The organism is Mastigocoleus sp. MO_188.B34 (genome assembly GCF_030065675.1).
Taxonomy (GTDB): Bacteria; Cyanobacteriota; Cyanobacteriia; order Cyanobacteriales; family Nostocaceae; genus Mastigocoleus.
In genome coordinates this window covers 23,828-43,024 of the sequence record NZ_JASJDK010000067.1, presented here as the reverse complement: position 1 = coordinate 43,024, position 19,197 = coordinate 23,828, and the positions used below count along the sequence as shown (strand labels likewise).

Genomic DNA, 19,197 nt, shown 5'->3' with positions numbered 1-19,197 from the left:
TTTCCTGAGTTGGTGGAGTTACGGGAGTAGCAGGCTCTGGTTGTGTAGGAATTTCCTGAGTTGGTGGAGTTACGGGAGTAGCAGGCTCTGGTTGTGTAGGAATTTCCTGAGTTGGTGGATTTACGGGAGTAGCAGGCTCTGGTTGTGTAGGAATTTCCTGAGTTGGTGGAGTTACAGGACTAGCAGGTTCGGGTTGTGTAGGAATTTCCTGAGTTGGTGGAGTTGGAGTAGCAGGTTGAGGTTGTGAAGGAATTTCCTGCGTTCGTGGAGTTACAGGACTAGCAGGTTCGGGTTGTGTAGGAATTTCCTGAGTTGGTGGAGTTGGAGTAGCAGGTTGAGGTTGTGAAGGAATTTCCTGCGTTCGTGGAGTTGGAGTTGCAGGTTGAGGTTGTGTTGGCTGGTTAGTCCTAATTATTACATTTGGTCCTGATGATGGTGATTTTATCGGTTCAGGTTTCGTTGCCGGTGTTGAAGTAACCGGTGCAACAGGTGTTGCAGGTAAGAGATCTGTTGAAGGTTGAGTTACAGGTTTGTTATTATTGCTTGGAAAATTTGGATTATTTCTTCTAACTCCTGACCCTACTTGAGATGCATCTATTACATCTACAGCTTGTTGACTTTGAGTAATTGGACTTACTGTTGTTTTCCTAGGATTTTGAGTACTTAATTTAATAAAAGATGGATTTTTTTCAACCTTTGCACTAATCAAAGGCTTTTGCTTAGCTAGAGCATCTGTAGTTTCAGCTTGAACGCTAGCGATCGCTGGGTCTGGATTCGGTACTGTGGAGTTTGTTAGATCCAACCCCTGTACCAACTCGCTAGTCTCATAAAATGTTCTTAGATCGAAATCATACAAGCCTGCGATTCTGTCTTTAACTATTACTAATAACTGACCCGCAGCTAACCCGTGAGTTTGTGATGCATCTTTATTAGATACTTGAATCCCACTATCTGTTAATGCTCCGACGATAGTAGTATCTGTTACTTTGTCGTAACGTACAAATAATGCGGAACCACGAATTGCAGTAGCAGCATTCGGGGTGCGAATACGTGCTCCTCCCCTACCCGGTGGAATAAGTAATAAAGCCGTACCGTTGGAAAGAAAGAAACGCCTTGTTTTCGGTAGGAAACGAAATATAGCCCGCTCTCCTACCCTTGCGAGAGAGCCATCATTAAAGCGTAAATCGGCTAGGGAAGCTTTACCCGTAGATAGACTATCTCCGGGTATCATGCGATCTGTTATGCGTGCTTTGCGCCAAGGTTGTTTTTTTAACCTGAGTTGCACTAGATTCCGAAGCTTGTGGATTTCTGCTTTTGTCAACGGAACCTTAGCATGGGCTACCCCAGAAAAAGGTAGAAGTGTCACTCCCCATGCACCAAGAATTAAAATTGAAAATATTTTGCAAAACATATTTATCTGGGAACCTTAATGTTTTAACTGATACTCAAACCAGTTAGATGCGGATCCTATATATAGCTTTTCCCCTGACACTATTTATAACAAAATTAATAAGTGATTACGCTGACTATTTAAAAACTTTTCAAAATATCAACATAATAAATTTATTAGTTATTTTCACAAGTAACAATACAGAATCGCACAATTTGACAAAAAGTATTATTTGTCACTTTTATTTTTGCTTGATTTTTGAAAAACTGAGTACGAGAATGGCAACAAAAAACTAAACTTCTGATAAATTAGATTTTTATATTGGAAGTATAGTTTAAAAATATACTTTTTTTGTGAGTACAAACTACTAAGTATGCGAACCAAGAAAGAAAAAAATTCCTGGTTACCAATTCTTATTACTGCCAATGGAGTATTAAGCTTTGTTATACAACCAAATGCAGCTTCAGCAAATGAAACAAGTCTGTATATGGGCAATCAAATTCAAGTCTGCACGAACCCAAATATAGCACTTTCTCAATTTAGGTTACAAAAAACTTATACATGTAATCAATACCAGCATGATATTGTAGAACAAAAAAATGATGTATTAAATCCACAGCGTTATTCTCGAGAAATACTCCCCAAAGAGGAAAAATTCCCAAAGAAAATTCTACTCAAAAATACAAAATTTTTAGTGCATTCAGTAGGTCCCATAGACCAATTTAATTTAAAATCTCGATTGAGAAACGCTTCAATTGTTGATGCTGTTACTGAGGGAATTGATTTAGAACATAAAACAAAAAATACTGATATTAAATTGATTTATAACTGTATAAATACTGAGTTTAAAAAAAAGTCTGACCGTGAAAGTCAGTTTGGGAAACTTGAAAGCATAAATGCTTTGCAATTTTGTCAAATTCCAGTCAATCAATTTATCCAAGAAGATTCTCAGCTATACAAAAATAATCAGAGTTACTTACCAACCTCGTTCCCTTACTTGCTTTCCCAGACAACTGAATCACCACCACAAACTCCCGTAGAATCACCAGTTAAAAATGAGGAAAATCCCAATCCAACCCCAGAAAATTCTCAAATCGAAAATTCTCAAATAGTAGACCCACCACCAGTAGAAGGTGAAGCAGCGAATATTGACAGCAATCCATCCCCCGCAGAAATAGAAAAAAATTTAAATACAACAGAATCTAAAAGAAATAAAAAAATTCAAAGGCTATTACAAGTATTAGAAATAAATCAACAACAACAGTCCGCAAATTCAAGTAGTAAGAAAGATGTAAAGAATGGCGTAGATACAGATTCTGATACTGAATTAGGAGTTGTTAGAGTCTTAGAAAGACCACTAGAACAATTACCAATACCAGAACAACCAGTAGCAAAATTTAAGCCTGTAGGTTATTTGTTAGCCCGCTTTGGTTATTTTCAGACAAGTAATATTTTTTCTGCAGAGGTAGATCCACAATCAGATGGTCTATTTTATTCGGGACTTACACTATCAAGCCTTCCCCTCCGAATCGGGGGTAAAACTTACTTGCGAGGATCTATCGATGGCAATATATTTCGCTACATGGATCAAACGGATTTTAACTATAACCAGCTTCGATTTAATCTAGGAATTTTCCAACGACTTAGTCCAAAAATGTATGCAGAAATTGGTTGGAGAAACCAGCAGTTATTTTATGCCAGAGATAGCGATCGCTACAATATTGGGTCGGGAGAAAAATTTCTGAATGAAAATGCATTCCGCTTGTCTTTGGGAAGACGAGATCCATTAAGTAAAAAATTAATGTTAGATAGCTTTTATGAATTGCGTGTAAGTTTAACTGATATTCCCAGGAAGCGGGATCGTGTTATTAATTATCTCTCAATTTTCTTGAATTATTATTTACAAAAACCTTTGCAAGTTGGTTTGGGTTATCAGTTCAACTACTCAGATTTTACCGAACGTATACGGGAAGACAATTACCACAGATTCCTAGCTAGTCTCAACTATAAAATGTCTGACTATAGCAATCTCAGCCTACAGACAGGAATTTCTCTTGGTAGTTCAACCCAAGATAATATTGACTTTGATGGTTGGTTTTTCAGTATTAATTACAACTTAGATTTAGGTAAGTTTTAATTTAGGTAAGTTTTAATTTAGGTAAATTTTAGAACTAGGAATTGGTGACTAGAGATTAGTAACAGTTTAACTAATAACTGTTAGTGACTCCGTTCCGTAGATATCGCAGTGGTACACGTGAGTGTAAATAGTACATCAACTAGTAACTGGTAACTGTTAGCGCCTAGCGGTTAGCGGCTAGCGTAAGCAAGCGTACTGTAAGTATTGCGCATTAACCAGGTAACTGGTAACTGGTAACTGTTAACTACATATAAGAAATCCAATCACTCCAGCTACCAGCATAAAGTTTACCGGTATGGATTTGTGCGAGTTCTAGCGAGAGTAAATTCACACAAGCAGTAACACCAGAACCACAATAAACCAAAATTTCTTCCTTACCCTCTAAATCTAACCATCGACGACGTAGTTCTGTTTGAGGAATTACATAACCATTTTCATCTGTTACTTCTTTCCAAGGATAATTAACTGCGCCATCAATATGTCCAGCAATTTTATCTATTGGTTCTCTAATTCCTTCATAGCGATCGCGATCCCGAGAATCTACCAAAGTTACTCCTGGTAAATTTTTACGATTTTTCACCCCATTAATATCGACTTTTATGTTTGACTGGATTTGGGGATCAAATTTAGCTTGCTCAATAGGAGGAATTTTCTCTGTCAAAGGATAACCAGCTTTATCCCACGCAGCAAATCCACCATTGAGTACAGCGACATGATCGTGTCCCAAGTAGCGCAACAACCACCACAAGCGCGAAGCAAAAGCTAAACGGGAGTCATCATAGGCTACCACCAATGTTTTTTGGAAGTTTACCCCCATCTTGGATAACTTATTAGCTAACTCCGTAATATTTGGTAAAGGATGTCTTCCACCATGTTCTTTCACTGGAGAAGACAAATCTTCATTCAAATCCAAGTAGTAAGCTCCGTCAATGTGGGAAGTTTGGTACTGCTTTCGTCCTAGTTGGGGATCGGGTAGGGAAAAACGACAATCTACTATTACAACATCCGGGTCTTCGAGATGTTTTGATAGCCATTCACAAGAAACAACAAATCGATCACTACTCATCACAAATATTTTGGTTATTTTGCAATTAAGGTTTCTAATTAATATGTCTAGTTAATATTTACTATTATCAATTTTTTGTACCCATGTCAGAACAAGAATGTTTTACACCCCAAATTACAGGAGATGGTTCTTTCACTTTCTTTTCCACAGAATTTGATGAATCTTTCCACAGCCATTATGGAGCTCGCCAAGAAAGTTTTTTAAAATTCGTTCAACCAACATTATTGGATCGAAAAGCCCATCGTTCGCAATTAAAAATATTAGATATTTGTTATGGCTTGGGATATAACACTGCAGCAGCTTTACAAACAATTTGGCAGATTAACCCAAACTGTAAAATTGAGATTATTGCTTTAGAAATAAATACTTCTGTACCACAAGTTGCGATTGCTCATAATTTGTTTGACAACTGGAATTACGAATATACAGATATTTTGACCGAAATTGCAGTTAAACAAGAAGCCCACAGACAAAATCTTCACGCTCAATTACTAATTGATGATGCTAGATCCTCAATTCAAAATGTTTATAGTTCGGGTTTTCGCGCCGATGCAATTTTTCTGGATCCTTTTTCTCCACCCCAATGTCCTCAACTTTGGACTATTGAATTTATTAACCTAGTGTCTAAATGCTTAAAAACTGACGGTTTACTCGCAACTTATTCTTGTGCTGCAGCTGTGCGTATGGCGATGAAAGTAGCCCAATTAAAAGTAGGTTCAACTGCACCAGTTGGTAGACGAACTCCCGGAACAATTGCAACTCTCAGTGAGGCTGTAGAATTATCACCTTTATCTCAATCGGAACAAGAGCATTTACTGACTCGGGCTAGCATACCTTACCGCGATCCAAAATTAACAGATTCTGCAAACATTATTATTCAAAGACGACAGGAAGAACAAAAAACCTCAAAATTAGAACCTACTTCTCATTGGCGCAAGCGGTGGGAATCAAGATAGTAAGAGAATAATGTACTTGCGCTCAATTCTGCTTAGTAAATTTATTTACTAATAATATGTAGCTAATACTGAACTATACCAGCTATACTAACTTAGAACCTCACAAACATCAGGAGTCAAGGAAAGGAAGATATTTTGTACTGGCTTTTCTCGACCAATAGCTGTGTTGGTTTTTGCTGCAACCAGACTCAATAACTTCGCGTGCAGTATTTTGTGTTAAATACTATTTTGAGAAAGAAACAAGCTTTGAACTGGATTAATGATTTATCCTACTGGGAAATACATTAATCATCAACGTCTATTACCTCATTCCCTATTTTCGATCCCTTTAAAACAAATAGTGCATTTTATTTTGTGATGCATATCACAAAATAAACAAGTTATATATCACTGCAATGACTATTTAATAATAGTTTCATATTGCCGGTAAGTAATATCATAATAGACATCAGAAAAGCAGCTAAAAACTTGTTGATGTGTTAAAAGAGTTTGAGTTTTATTTGAACTTAAACAGTGAAATATTATCGGAATTATTCTATGCTAATAAATTTCCGTAAAAAACCTGATTTAACCTTTGCAAAAATTCCTCATACTGGATTACAAGATGAAAAGTATTATTTAAATTTGCACTTTTTGTATTTCCACAAATCTGTTCTCATAAAAACACATAGAATATTTGCTTGCTTTCAAAAGTATAAACATGCATTGTTATAATGTTTGATAAAAATTCTTTAAATATAGTTATTCAATTTATTAGCAACTCTTTTTTAGATTTTACCGTTAACCGTTTTTAAGATATTGGAGCACCTTTGTGATTCAATGGAAGTCCAATTATAGAATTCCTAATGAGGAAAATATTAATGAGTCAAATTTTTTGATTCAAGATAATACTATTGATTCAGACCCCACAGTCCTAGGTTTAGAAAATTTAGAAAATTATTCTTCCGAATTATCTCAACCAGACTTAGCAGAAGAACAAAGACTAGAAAAGAAAGGAGAATTTTCTGACATAGAAAATAACCCTCATGTTAAGTATATTTATGATTCAATTCTTGCAACAAATTTACAAGCCAAAGGTCTGACAGTGAATGCCTTTGAAGTAGATGCACCAAAAGTTTTAGTAGTTGATGATAATGCCGCTAGTCGTATGACTGCTGTTGCCTTATTGGCAATGGAAGGATATCAAGTTATCGAGGCGGAAAGTGGTGCAACTGCTGTAGATTTAGTTAATCACAAACAACCAGATTTAATTTTACTGGATGTGATGATGCCGGAGATGGATGGCTTTGAAGTTTGTCAAATCGTCAAACAAGACGAACAAACCAGGTTAATTCCGGTGATATTCATTACAGCACTTAACGATCGGCGCTCTCGCATTCGCGGAATTGAAGTCGGCGCTGATGATTTTTTGTCTAAGCCCTTCGACCGAGTAGAGTTAGCTGCTCGAGTAAAATCCTTGGTTCATCAAAAACGTTTAAATGAAGATTTAGATCATGCGGAAAAAGTCTTATTTTCTATTGCCAGAGCAATAGAAAGTCGCGATCCTAATACTGGCGATCACTGTGAACGTTTAGTTAGTCTCGGTCAAGCATTTGGAGAATATTTAAATTTGCCTCGCCATCAAATTAGAGATTTGATGTGGGGTGGTTATCTTCATGATATTGGTAAAGTTGGAATTCCTGACGCTGTATTATTGAAACAAGGAAAATTAACAGTTCATGAATGGGAAATCATGAGGGGACATGTGTTAATTGGAGAAAAAATTTGTCAACCCTTAAGAAGTATGCGTGGAGTTATCCCAATTATTCGTCATCATCACGAACGTTGGGATGGTTCTGGTTATCCTGATGCTTTGAAAGGAAATGAAATTCCCTATCTAGCACAGGTATTTCAAGTAATTGATATTTATGATGCTTTAACAAGCGAACGACCCTATAAGCAGGCTTATAATCCAATTGACGCACTCAAAGTAATGCAAGAAGAAACAGAAAAAGGATGGCGAAATCCAGAGCTTATAAAACTTTTTGCTGATTTTATTAATTGTTGTGAAAAGCATTGACACTCCCACGCCTTAAAGGCTGTGGGATTCTTGGTTCGGTGACTCGCCATTAGACAGCAGGCTTGCACCAACTGCCCAAGAGGGCAAATCTCCCCAAGCGTAAGTTCCTGTGTGCCCCACAGTACTTAGTCCTCGTTTAAGAATATTAATACTGGCATTCACATCTCTGTCTATCCCAACCCTAGAAGAAGTGGGTTTTGTGCTCCAAGGCTATAAAAATCAATACAACTATTTAGTCTAGTTATTTTGATACACTATGGAATTACGTAGTAAGCTGAAGACATCAATAAATCTTGCAAGTTATGAGCTTTCGACTTTAGGCTATTGAATTGCGCGTAGTGCTACAAGGATATTGCAGGAAATTTGGTCTTAGATTTCATGGCAAATACTATTATTTTAAAATATCGAACGGTTTGGAATCTTTATAAGATTTTTTAATAATTGTAAACTACTAAGGTTTCGGGTTAATCTAATGAGCTGCTATGATCTGGGCCGAAGTCTTAATTGATGTCGAGCATTCATAGTAATTTACAGATAGCCGATAGCTAAATTATGGTAGTTGTAGCAATTTTAGCGGCAGGACGCGGAACTAGAATGAAATCTCACCTGCCCAAAGTTTTGCATTCTTTGGGAGGCAAATCACTTTTAGAAAGAGTAATAGATAGTGTTGAACCACTTTCACCATTACGCCGCATAGCAATAGTTGGTTATAAGGCTGAAGAAGTTAAAATAGCTATGAAACCAATTTCAGACCTAGAATTTGTTGAACAAACACAACAGTTGGGTACCGGACATGCTATTCAACAACTTCTTCCTCACTTGGAAGGGTACGATGGGGATTTATTAGTGTTAAACGGCGATGTTCCATTGCTTTGCAGTGAAACGATCGAGAATTTATTAGAAACTCACCAAAAATATCAGAATGCTGCAACAATACTCACTGCACAATTCTCAAACCCTAAAGGTTATGGGCGAGTTTTCTGTAATAGTTTAAATATTGTAGAAAAAATAGTTGAAGATAAAGACTGTACTCTAGATGAGAAAAAAAATTGTCGCGTTAACGCAGGAATTTACTGCTTTCGTTGGCGAGATTTAGCTCGTGTATTACCTCATCTAGAAGCAAATAATGCTCAGAAAGAATACTATATTACAGATGCAGTCACTAAAGTTGCACCCGTAATGGCTGTTGATATAGAGGATAGTCAAGAAATTCTTGGTATCAACAATCGCTTGCAACTAGCTAATGCATATGAAATTTTACAAAGACGAGTAAAAGAAAAGTGGATGGCTGCTGGTGTGACAATGGTTAATCCCGGTAGCATCACTATTGATGAAACAGTAGAATTAGAATCAGATGTAATTATTGAACCCCAAACTCATTTACGGGGAAGCACCAAAATTGAAGCTGGTTGTCGCATTGGTCCAGGAAGTTTAATTGAAAATAGTAAATTAGGTAAAAATGTAACTGCTCAGTATTCAGTGATTACTGATAGTTCAATTCAAGATGGTACAAGAATTGGTCCTTATGCTCACCTCCGCAATCATGTAGAAGTTGCTGCAGGGTGCCGTATTGGTAATTTTGTTGAACTTAAAAAGACGACATTAGGTGAGAATACTAATGTTGCTCACCTTTCCTATCTTGGCGATACTAGTACTGGAAGCCAGGTAAATATTGGTGCTGGTACAATTACTGCTAATTATGATGGTCTTAACAAACACCGTACTATTATTGGCGATCGCACCGGTACTGGTTCTAATAGTGTATTAGTTGCACCCGTTAGTATTGGCAATAATGCTTATATAGCAGCAGGTTCAACTATTACAAAGGATGTTCCCAATAATTCCCTGGCGATTGCTCGTTCTCGCCAAGAAGTTAAATCTGACTGGAATATTAAAAACAAACCAGAGACTCCACAACTACAAAAATAGACATCCAACTAAAAATAGAGACATAGCAGTGCTACGTCTCTAGAAATTCTATATTTTTTTCTACAAACAAATTTCTCTACAAACAAATTTTTCTATAAACAAACTGTTTGCACTTCTTTGGTAGCTTCAAGAGTATCGCCAATACTTTTCCCATCATGATAAGCCGCTAAGAGAGTCTGACTGGTTTTACCCCAAGCTATTTTTCCATTAGCATCAAGGGCGATCGCGCCAAAATCTCGCTGACGTCCTTCTGCTTCCTCAAATGAACGTTCCATAGCTTTTTCTAGAGTCATTCCGTCGGTAACGCGTACGACGATTTTAGCTGCTAAGCATTCATCAATAATGTCTTCTCCAATCCCAGTACAGCTAACTGCGGCATATTTATTAGCATAGTTACCTGCTGGCATTGCAGAGTCGCTAACACGACCAACCCGCTCAAAGCCTTTACCTCCAGTGGAAGTACCTACAGACAACCTTCCGTTAGTATCTAAAGCAACTACACCGATAGTTCCACGTCGGGCAGTTTCACTAGCTACCAATTCTTCTTCGGCAACAACTCCAGCCATGGAACGTTGAAAATTATCTTGTCTTTCGAGTAACCACTCTTGCAAGCGTAATTCAGTCAAAGCATTGTAACTAGGAATTTGTAATTCTCGTGCCAGTTCTGCTGCACCATAATCCGAAAGCACGCGGTCGGAAGAAGTTTGTAAAAATTTAGCTAAGTTGATTGGGTTTTTAACTCTAGTAACATTAATTACGCCACTTAAGCTTTGGGATGTACCATCCATCAAAGAAGCACTCATGCGAATTTGTCCGTCTGATTGGAGTACCGAGCCAGTTCCAGCGTTAAATCGGGGTTCATCTTCCAGCAATTGACAGCCTCTCACAACAGCTTCATTTGCAGAGGCTCCTGATACTAACAGTGTGTAAACATCCTCTACGATTTGATGAAGAGTTCGACGTATGACTTCAACTCCGCCTTTACTTTTTAGGGAACTTCCAGCCCCACCGTGAATAATTAACTTTGGTTGCACCTTTGGTTTCATTTCTGTTTTTTACTGTTGATATCTAAATAGAGTTTGTATCGTTGTTTTTTGTTTTAGCTCCTGAACGACGACGACGGCAACGTTCCGAGCAGTATTTAACTTCATCCCAACAGTCTTCCCATTTCTTTCGCCAGGAAAAGGGGCGTTGACAAACCGGACAGATTTTTTCCGGTAAGTCAGATTTAGAACGAGAACGTCCCATATTGATTCTGGATTTATCAAATATGAATAATAGTGGGGTGGAAGTTAATTATAACTACTTAAGAAGATATAATATAAGGTTTTTTCTCCTCAGAAAACCGAATTGATTAGAAAAACAACTCGCCATATAGTTGTCTTCGCTGATTTGGTGATGAATTCCTAACGTAAAAACATTATTGTCTGAAAATAAGTATATTCGGTAAGGAACAGATATACCTTTTTCAACAGCTTTGCTACAGCTCAAATCTAGAGACCCGAAAGTTTCTTTAGGAATGTGTTTACTTTTGATGTTAGGGTTCTACTTCATTTTTTTCATTAAACCCAAGGTGATTTTGGGATTTGGTAAATGTAAAAAGTAGCAGTTTTTAATCTTTAGTAGCTAAAGGTAAAGCTAAGCGACTAACTAACCTACTATCCGCTAATTGATAGAAATGTAATTCTCCCCCCAACTGCTGGATTAATTTTTGGCAAATTTGTAAATGTAAGCCTGGGGGATATTTAGTTTTAGAAGGAGCAAGGATATCTGATACTGTTTTTCCTTCTAATTCTTCTAATAGTCCTTCCTCAATACTGCCATTATCTGTAATTGATACTTCCAAATGTTTTTCATCGATCGGACGACACCAAATATCAATTCTGCCATCGGTAATAGAGCGATCGCATACAGTAAGCAAAATTTCATAGATTGCTAATTCTATTTTCATGGTGTCGCCAGCAACGATTAAGGATTGAGGCGAAGATTGATAGTTTTCAGTTTTTGTTTGGGTTGAAGAATTCTCTTCAAACTGTTTTCCCAAACCATGTACGCCGATCCATAATTTTTTTTGTTTGAGCAAACTATCAACTCTTTCCAAGGAACGCTTGAGAATACTAGCCATGGGTATTTTCCCTGGACCAAACATTAAATCCCATTGTTCTTGAACGATCGCTTTGTTGGCTGACATTGTTGCTTGCTCTAATTGGCAAAGTAATTGTTGGTAACGTATATGGGTGACTTCATTACCACTCATTTTCAATTCTTTTATTTGTCCAAGTAGTGCTGCTACAGTTCTGTGATTTTCTTCTAAACGTCGATGTTTGTACCAATTTAGTTGTTGTAAATTTTCAGTTTTGGCTACTAGTAGTTGAGTTATTTGCTGCTGACGTCGCGACCATGCTAATTGCCGAATTAATATATTTATGGCATCAAGACTTTGTTTTGACCACCGACGTCCTCGCCGATCTGCGATCACTAAAACACCTGAGGGTTCTCGTCCCCCTCCTGTGCTTAATGCCATAATCAAAATTTCTCCAATATCGGAACCATGAAGCCATTTTTTGGTACCCTCAGGTAGCTTATCAATGGTCAGGCTAAGCATACCTTCATTCCCTAATGCCAATTCAATTAAAACCTCTGTTTTGCGAGGAACGATCGCATCTTGAGAAATCGCAAATTTATTATTGAGAACTACTCCAGGAGTAATCTTTGCAATCTCTTCCCCTGGCATCCAAGAGAGTAATAATACTAAAGGAGCATCAAGAAAAGAAGCTATTTGCTCCATTCCTATTTTTTCTAATGTTTGTTCTTCTAGTTCTTCACCTAATATTGGGATATTTTGGGTTTTTCCTAAAAGACCCAAAGATTTGCCTAAACCATCTAAAAATTGCTGTTGTTGTTGATTTGATTGATTTAACTGCCATTGTCTGACAATTGTGCCAATTTGTCGGCTAACTGCTTGGATTAATTCTTTTTCTAGGTTAGACCAATAACGGTTTATGTCAGTGGTTACTATCAGTAATGTATTGGGGAAGCGGTTGGGAGTAGAATTCGCAATTAATAGCGATCGCACGCCCTGGGAAAGTAAAGTCGTGCGCCAGTTAAATAAACATAAATCTTCTTCTAAATTTTCAATTCCTACTGCCAGTTTTTCATATTCCAAAAGTTGTCGGTCTACTTCCCTGAGAGCTTCAAAGGTAGTATTTAAAGGCAAAAGCCGCTGATGTTTTCTTTGACCTTGGTAAAGAATTTGATAACAATCCCGTTCAGGATTTAACTGCAACACTAAAAACCGATTAGCGTCAAGTCGCCCTAATATAGTTGACGCAGCATCACTGAAAATTTTTTGAATATCTTGAATGTCTTGTTCTTGATAAATTCCTTGTAGCATTCCTCTAGTAATGCGCGCATCTTCCTTCACCTGTTGAATGGTATTTTCCATTGAGTCAACTGGCGCGGTTAAGGAAATTAGTCCTGCAGCACATTTAATAAAATTTTGCTCTGCTTCTACCCAAATTCGAGGTTCCTTATTTTCTACCGCCAAAAAACCTAATAATTCTTTTTGCCAAATAATCGGAGCAGCCAATAAACTTCGTGCTTGTAGTTGTTGTAATAATTTAGTTGTTGAATAGCTATTTAAGGAACTTTTACCGTCACCGATAAATATTGTGTGACCGCCTGACAATGTATAGTAAAAGTCATTAAAATCTTGAGCATTGATTTGCGTCTGCGCCGAAATTCCACGTTTATTTAAAGCATTTAAACCTAATTTTTTCCCTTGGTTTCTTTTTCGCTTCCAGAAATAATTACCTTTACGCTCAAACCAGTAAATATTCGTGCGGCTAGGTGAAATAAAATCATGGGTAGTATGAACTACTGCTTCTAGCCTTTGTTCGAGATTGTTCAGATTTGGTAAACTTTGCAATAATTCCAATAATGGTTCATCTGTATGCTTGGTTTGCTTGTGAAATAAATCTAATTCATGATGATAAAGTATGCTTCCCAACTCGCCTAAGATAGTCATCAGCATGACTTTTATCTCTGAAGAAAGTAGGTATCCCCAGCGTTCCGATGCCATTAAAACGACACCCAAACAACAGTCACGATAACGAATTGGTAAGATAACTGTTCCTTTGAGATTATGTTTTTCGGCTAATTCTTGCCATCCCTCAGCTCTAGTCTCCAGCCTTAAATCAGCCACACCTAAGGGACGTTGTTCAATTGTGACTTGCTCTAATAAATCTCCAGGACTCAGCACCAGTCTTTGCCGCAAAATGTTGGTTTCGTTTCCCGGAGTAATGCCGCCTTTACCAAATAAAATATGGTTTAAACGGTCGTAAAGCGCAACCCAAATTAGGCTGTATTGAAAATACTCTTGAAAAAAAGAAATAGTTTTTTCAATTAGAGCATCAACGTTGTCTTCTTCCCTTAAATTTTGGAGAATACGTCCTAGAGAAAGAATTTTTTGTTCGGTGGTAATCTTGTTTAGCTGCACCATCCGGCTTTAAGTCGAAATACCTTGTTAATATATAGGGTTCCCATAAAAGCATCTCAATCGATAAAATTTTATTGGAGATTGGGGATTGGCGACTGGCGACTGGGAAGGGGAAGATAATCTACATTAATCATCATCTCCCCTACGCTAAAGGCTTATAGCTGCGCTACCTACGGATCGATCCGTCGACGCCGCAGATTCTAGCTATCTATCATCTTCTTCGCTACCTTTGGAACGAATTCCTACTTATCGTTCATCTGTCGAGATGCGTCCTAATCCCTAATCCCCAATCCCTAATCCCCAATCCCTAATCCCTAATCCCCAATCCCCAATCCCCAATCACCTTGAACATCTATCAATCTTTAGTTCGCCCAATTTTATTTAACCTCCTTAAAGCTGACCCAGAACAGTTACACTCATCAACCCTCAGTAGTTTGAGTTGGCTGGAGCAAAATCGTCATATTGTAGGTGTAAGCTCGATCGCTCGTAGCTTAGAAAAGAATTTATGTGTTTCGGACCGGAAGCTAGAACAAAATTTATTTGATCTGCATTTCCCTAATCCCATGGGTTTAGCTGCAGGTTTTGATAAAGACGGTGTTGCTGCTACGATCTGGTCTCACTTTGGATTCGGATTTGCAGAACTAGGAACAGTAACATATTTAGCACAACCGGGTAATCCTAAACCTCGCTTGTTTCGTTTGCCTTTAGATTATGCAGCCTTGAATCGAATGGGTTTTAATAACCGTGGTGCAGAAGCAATGGCAACAAGATTAAAATCTATTGGTATTAATAGTTGTTCTATTCCTATAGGAATAAATCTAGGTAAATCAAAAGTTACACCACTCGCAGATGCTGCAGATGATTATTTGAATAGTTTTCGTCTACTCAAAGATTACGGGAAATATTTTGTTGTTAACGTTTCTTCTCCTAATACTCCCGGCTTGCGAAAACTTCAAGACGCCTCATTTTTAGCTTCCATTTTAACTGCATTACGAGCAGAAAATTCTCTACGCAAACCAATTTTTGTTAAAATTGCTCCAGATTTGGAATGGGAAGCGATCGCCGACATTATTTCCCTGGTACAAAAATTTGAATTGGCTGGAATTATTGCCACAAACACTACCATTAGTCGTGAAGGTCTTAAAACCCAAGCGATCGAGAGAACTGGTAACTCACCCCAGCAAGAAGCTGGCGGTATCAGTGGTGCACCAGTACGCGATCGCTCTACGGAGGTCATTCGATATATCTACCAACAAACCGGAGGTGAAATGCCGATTATTGGTGTTGGTGGTGTGTTTAACGCCGAAGATGCTTGGGAGAAAATCACAGCGGGTGCAACTTTGGTTCAAGTTTACACGGGTTGGATTTATCAAGGTCCAATGATGATACGTCAGATTCTTGAAGGTTTGCTTGTTAAATTAGAGCAAAACCAACTAAATTCCATCTCCGAAGCTGTAGGTTTGCAAGTTAAACAGCAAAAATCGATCTAGAGTAATCAATCCAAAAAAAATTAGCTTGGAACTAATTACCGAACTAGAACACACAACTATGCTTCTCCATCCACAGGGAAAAATTCTTTAGTTTCCTTAGAATAGGTCCAAGCAATACCGTCAGGATCGCGATTACGAGACCATTCGGAAAACTGTGGATCGTTTCGCCGTTTAAAGACAGTACTTGAATACACACCTAAACGTTTAGCAAGCTCTGATTGAATTAAAGAACCAAATAGTAGCTGCTTTTCTAAAGGTTTCTTATCTTCTGTGTGTAGGTGCTCTGGTTCGACGCTAGTTTCTTCGGAGATGGTTTCATTTACCAAGCTTTCAGCATGACTAACTTCCTTTTTAGGCTCTAGTTCTGCCAAAATCTGGGTACTTGATTTTAGCGCTGGAGCAGAAAATTCTTCTGCGTCTGGTTCGCTAGAATCCAACAAACTGCTCAAAGTTTTAGCCGTAATAAAGTGATAAACTTGATTGCCATCTTCAACTTTAACGATTCTGGCACCAAATTCTCTGGCTTTTGTATCCAGGTAACGTTTTGCTTTTGTTCCAGAAAAATTACCCTTAATTGCTAAGTCTATGGTTGTAATTCTGCCTTGGTTGCTTTCAACTAGCTGGTGAAATGTTGGATTAACTTTTGTACACCATTGTTGCCATCGATAGCTCTGAATTAATCTCAAACCAATTAATAGTGCTACAAGCACTATCCAAATTCGCCAAGTGTTGACAAAGAAAATAATTGCAACCGAAATTGGCAAAATTAAAACGAGAAAACCTTTCCCGTAACCTTCTATCGTTTTTTCACTCATGCCCATCGTTGCCAAGAGGTTTGTTTGGAAAATAATTTAAGAAATAATATTATCTTTGCAAAATTTTGGACATTTGTTTGTAGCGTTTGCTGATTTGCCAAAAAATTATTTGACAACCACTACTGGGGCTGATGATTTCTCAAAAGCCTGGTATATAAGGATAGCATCCATCGAAGATAAAGGAAAATTTTGGCAAAAATTTGCGAAAAAAAGCAAAAATGCTTCTTTAGAGGGAAATTTATTTCAAATAATTTTTAAAATCTTACGTAAGTCTTGATTTGTAATAGGTATCTTTTTGTCGTAGTTTAAGTATAAAGAAGCCTATGGAAATAAAGCTACTAAAAATAAAAGCTTTCGCTGTTCCCAAACCTAATGACACCAGAATATAAAATTTAACAAAACTATAATGAAATTTACTGCCTTACTGTTGTCAATACATTTTCTATTTTCGGGAATTCCCGTTTTCGGGATCATTCCTAACAAGGATGCAATGTGCAGTAATCATGATGGGCATGAGATTTGTATTCTCAATATTCAACGTAGTGCAAAAAGATACTGGAACTACAGAGTTGCAATTAGTGTTGATGGGGAGAAGAAACCCGTTGAAGTATACAACTGTCGCGGAAGATTCAAGATTCAGCGTAATGGTAAAGTTGTTCCATTTGAAGAAAATGGAGCGGGTAAGCTGATATGCAAATATTTTAAAAAGTAGACCCTGAAAAATAAATTTAAATTTCAAAAATAGTTTTTATCGATCGCTGATGGATATTAGGGACCGATAATTCGCCAGCAAAAAATAAAAATTAATTTAAATGATAAATCTATTTGCAGAAATTCCCGTTAATTGGCAAGACTGGCTAACTGTTTTCTCTTATGTCGGTTTTACGATCTTCATCATTGTTTGTATTTTGGTAAACCAAAAAAATTAGTTAGCCTTCATTGCACGAAAACTACTAAGTCCGTGCATTAACCCTAGAGAGCGATCGCGGCGGTGGATAAATTGTTGAATTATCAGCCGTTAATTAACCCTAAATCTTGAAAATATTACCTATGGGGCTAAAATCCAAAGCTTTACTAACTCATATTGTGCTATGTTCTGTAGGTACGTAATATCGGTTCTGGTAGGGAACAGCTATCAGAGGTAATGGGGAAAGATTGGTGAAAATCCGACACTGTCCCGCAACTGTGATGAGATAAAACAAGAGCTTTGTCTCTAAGTCAGGATGCCCGCCGTATTTTTTCTGAATCAGGTAAAAGGTCTGCGAGGTACAGATGATGTCGAATCAATTTTTATTGCAATTAAATCAAAGAAATATCCAATATATATACCCAGAGGGTATCCCATTTGATAAGCAGATTTTAAGTTATTAGATCTGTACGCACATTAATTTTTTGTGTTTCAAAGTATCGATGCAGAAACAATTACTTGAAAAACTTCCTCTTAAATTTGTTTCTACATCTATGCTCTACTTGCTCTACAAAACTTAGTTATTTTGTTCTACTTTCAAAAACACTGTACTATCGCTCATCTTTGATGAGACTTCTTGCATACGGTTAGCTGAAGAAATGTACACATACTTCAGAGCGCAGTGCTGGCGCTAAACTATCTCGTCTACAAATGGGGCTGAATTGGTAAATCCCCAAACGAGAATAAATTAACTTTTTGTAATTTGAGTCAATAATTTTTCGCGAACACTTAAAAATGCATAAAATTCCTGTAACTGTTATCACTGGATTTCTCGGTGCTGGTAAAACTACTCTTGTCCGCAATCTTCTCAAAAATAATCAAGGGCGTCGCATTGCTGTTTTAGTCAATGAATTTGGCGAAGTTGGTATTGATGGCGAAATTTTACGTGGGTGTCAAGTTTGTGATGAAAAAGGAAACCCACAAACTAATATTGTTGAACTGAATAATGGATGTCTTTGCTGTACCGTCCAGGAAGAATTTTATCCAGTGATGCAACAGTTAGTTGAGAGGCGAGATAGTATTGACTGTATTCTTGTAGAAACTTCTGGTTTAGCTTTACCGAAACCTTTAGTCCAAGCCTTTCGCTGGCATCAAATTCGTAATGCTGCAACGGTTGATGGCGTTGTCACGGTTGTAGATTGTCAAGCCTTAGCGATGGGAAATCTTGTTACCGATCTTGCTGCTTTGGAAAAACAACGGGAATCTGACGAAAGTATCGAGCACGAAACTCCCATCGAAGAATTATTTGAAGACCAGTTAGCTTTTGCAGATTTAGTTTTATTAACAAAAACAGATTTAGTTGATAAGGCTGTTGTTGCTCGAGTTACTGAATCATTACAAAAGCAAGTTCCATCAGGAATTAAAATTGTACCCTGCGATCGCGGAGAAATTAATACCGATTTATTGTTAGGTTTTAATGCTGCAGTTGAAGATAATCTCGATAGTCGTCCCAGTCATCACGACCATGAAGAAGAACACGAACATGATGATGGAATTAACTCGGTGGAATTTGTTTTAGACCAAGAATTTGAACCAAAAATTTTGATTAATAAACTACAAGAGTTAGTGCAACAAGAAGAAATCTACCGCATCAAAGGTTTTGTTAACGTTCCTCAAAAGCCAATGCGGATGATTCTTCAAGGAGTTGGTAATCGCTTTGATTCTTTTTACGATCGCATGTGGTTAGATGAAGAACCTCGTCAAACTCGTTTAGTATTTATTGGTCGGGAGCTTCAAGCAGCAAAAGTAGAAAAAGCGATTTTGAATTAGCGGGGATTGGGGATTGGGGATAGCACTGCGTGCCGCCGCTGAGAAGGCGCTGCGCGAACGTGGCGCAATACCTACGGTACACTACGTTAGCAGCCGCGCGTTCTTAGCGGCATATGGGGA

Annotated in this window: 14 protein-coding genes, 1 pseudogene and 1 riboswitch; of the genes and pseudogenes, 8 read left to right on the top strand and 7 right to left on the bottom strand. The window is 37.7% G+C overall.

Annotated features, from left to right (window positions below):
• Positions 1-1,411 (bottom strand): FecR domain-containing protein (locus QNJ50_RS16535; protein ID WP_300637139.1); only part of this gene is annotated, 1,411 nt, incomplete at its 3' end.
• A 352-nt stretch (positions 1,412-1,763) separates the two neighbouring features.
• Here QNJ50_RS16535 and QNJ50_RS16530 point away from each other — a divergent pair.
• The gene (locus QNJ50_RS16530; protein ID WP_300637137.1) at positions 1,764-3,527 is read left to right on the top strand and encodes a hypothetical protein; all 1,764 of its coding nucleotides are present in this window, start codon (positions 1,764-1,766) and stop codon (positions 3,525-3,527) included.
• A 244-nt stretch (positions 3,528-3,771) separates the two neighbouring features.
• On the opposite strand, the gene QNJ50_RS16525 is transcribed toward QNJ50_RS16530, so the two are convergent.
• Entirely contained in the window at positions 3,772-4,593 is an 822-nt protein-coding gene (locus tag QNJ50_RS16525) for a sulfurtransferase (protein ID WP_300637135.1), read from the bottom strand.
• Positions 4,594-4,676: 83 nt separating this feature from the next.
• On the opposite strand from QNJ50_RS16525, the gene QNJ50_RS16520 reads away from it, so the two are divergent.
• Positions 4,677-5,549 carry an MnmC family methyltransferase gene (locus tag QNJ50_RS16520; protein WP_300637133.1) on the top strand — a complete coding sequence of 291 codons (873 nt, stop codon included), beginning with the start codon at positions 4,677-4,679 and terminating at the stop codon, positions 5,547-5,549.
• A gap of 811 nt (positions 5,550-6,360) precedes the next feature.
• Positions 6,361-7,608, top strand: a complete 1,248-nt coding sequence (locus QNJ50_RS16515; RefSeq protein ID WP_300637131.1) for a two-component system response regulator — start codon at positions 6,361-6,363, stop codon at positions 7,606-7,608.
• Positions 7,609-7,620: 12 nt separating this feature from the next.
• Here the strand turns inward: QNJ50_RS16515 and QNJ50_RS16510 are convergent.
• Positions 7,621-7,779 (bottom strand): annotated as a pseudogene (locus QNJ50_RS16510) (RNA-guided endonuclease TnpB family protein); the annotation flags it as partial.
• A 381-nt stretch (positions 7,780-8,160) separates the two neighbouring features.
• Between QNJ50_RS16510 and glmU the strand changes: the two are divergent.
• The gene (gene glmU / locus QNJ50_RS16505; RefSeq protein WP_300637129.1) at positions 8,161-9,537 is read left to right on the top strand and encodes a bifunctional UDP-N-acetylglucosamine diphosphorylase/glucosamine-1-phosphate N-acetyltransferase GlmU; all 1,377 of its coding nucleotides are present in this window, start codon (positions 8,161-8,163) and stop codon (positions 9,535-9,537) included.
• A gap of 92 nt (positions 9,538-9,629) precedes the next feature.
• Here the strand turns inward: glmU and QNJ50_RS16500 are convergent, their stop codons facing one another.
• The 3 genes from QNJ50_RS16500 to QNJ50_RS16490 all read right to left on the bottom strand — a co-directional run bounded on the left by QNJ50_RS16500 (position 9,630) and on the right by QNJ50_RS16490 (position 14,038).
• The gene (locus tag QNJ50_RS16500) at positions 9,630-10,583 is read right to left on the bottom strand and encodes an isoaspartyl peptidase/L-asparaginase (RefSeq protein WP_300637127.1); all 954 of its coding nucleotides are present in this window, start codon (positions 10,581-10,583) and stop codon (positions 9,630-9,632) included.
• A gap of 22 nt (positions 10,584-10,605) precedes the next feature.
• Entirely contained in the window at positions 10,606-10,785 is a 180-nt protein-coding gene (locus tag QNJ50_RS16495; protein ID WP_300637125.1) for a DUF2256 domain-containing protein, read from the bottom strand.
• Between the two features lie 364 nt (positions 10,786-11,149).
• Positions 11,150-14,038: an ATP-binding protein gene (locus QNJ50_RS16490; RefSeq protein ID WP_300637123.1), complete on the bottom strand. Its 2,889-nt coding sequence runs from the start codon at positions 14,036-14,038 to the stop codon at positions 11,150-11,152.
• A 341-nt stretch (positions 14,039-14,379) separates the two neighbouring features.
• Here QNJ50_RS16490 and QNJ50_RS16485 point away from each other — a divergent pair, with 341 nt between their 5' ends.
• A complete protein-coding gene (locus QNJ50_RS16485) occupies positions 14,380-15,525 on the top strand; it encodes a quinone-dependent dihydroorotate dehydrogenase (RefSeq protein WP_300637121.1) in 1,146 nt (381 codons plus the stop codon).
• 56 nt (positions 15,526-15,581) lie between these two features.
• Here the strand turns inward: QNJ50_RS16485 and QNJ50_RS16480 are convergent, their stop codons facing one another.
• On the bottom strand, positions 15,582-16,340 hold the full coding sequence (locus QNJ50_RS16480; RefSeq protein WP_300637119.1) for a hypothetical protein: 759 nt from the start codon (positions 16,338-16,340) through the stop codon (positions 15,582-15,584).
• Positions 16,341-16,395: 55 nt separating this feature from the next.
• Between QNJ50_RS16480 and QNJ50_RS16475 the strand changes: the two genes are divergently transcribed.
• The 3 genes from QNJ50_RS16475 (at position 16,396) to cobW (ending at position 19,077) form a co-directional block, all read left to right on the top strand.
• Positions 16,396-16,617: a hypothetical protein gene (locus tag QNJ50_RS16475; RefSeq protein ID WP_300637117.1), complete on the top strand. Its 222-nt coding sequence runs from the start codon at positions 16,396-16,398 to the stop codon at positions 16,615-16,617.
• A gap of 129 nt (positions 16,618-16,746) precedes the next feature.
• The gene (locus QNJ50_RS16470; RefSeq protein WP_300637115.1) at positions 16,747-17,052 is read left to right on the top strand and encodes a hypothetical protein; all 306 of its coding nucleotides are present in this window, start codon (positions 16,747-16,749) and stop codon (positions 17,050-17,052) included.
• A gap of 384 nt (positions 17,053-17,436) precedes the next feature.
• Positions 17,437-17,590: riboswitch (cobalamin riboswitch) on the top strand.
• A 452-nt stretch (positions 17,591-18,042) separates the two neighbouring features.
• Positions 18,043-19,077 (top strand): cobalamin biosynthesis protein CobW, encoded by a 1,035-nt coding sequence (gene cobW, locus QNJ50_RS16465; protein WP_300637113.1) that lies wholly within the window; start codon positions 18,043-18,045, stop codon positions 19,075-19,077.
• Positions 19,078-19,197: the final 120 nt, after the last annotated feature.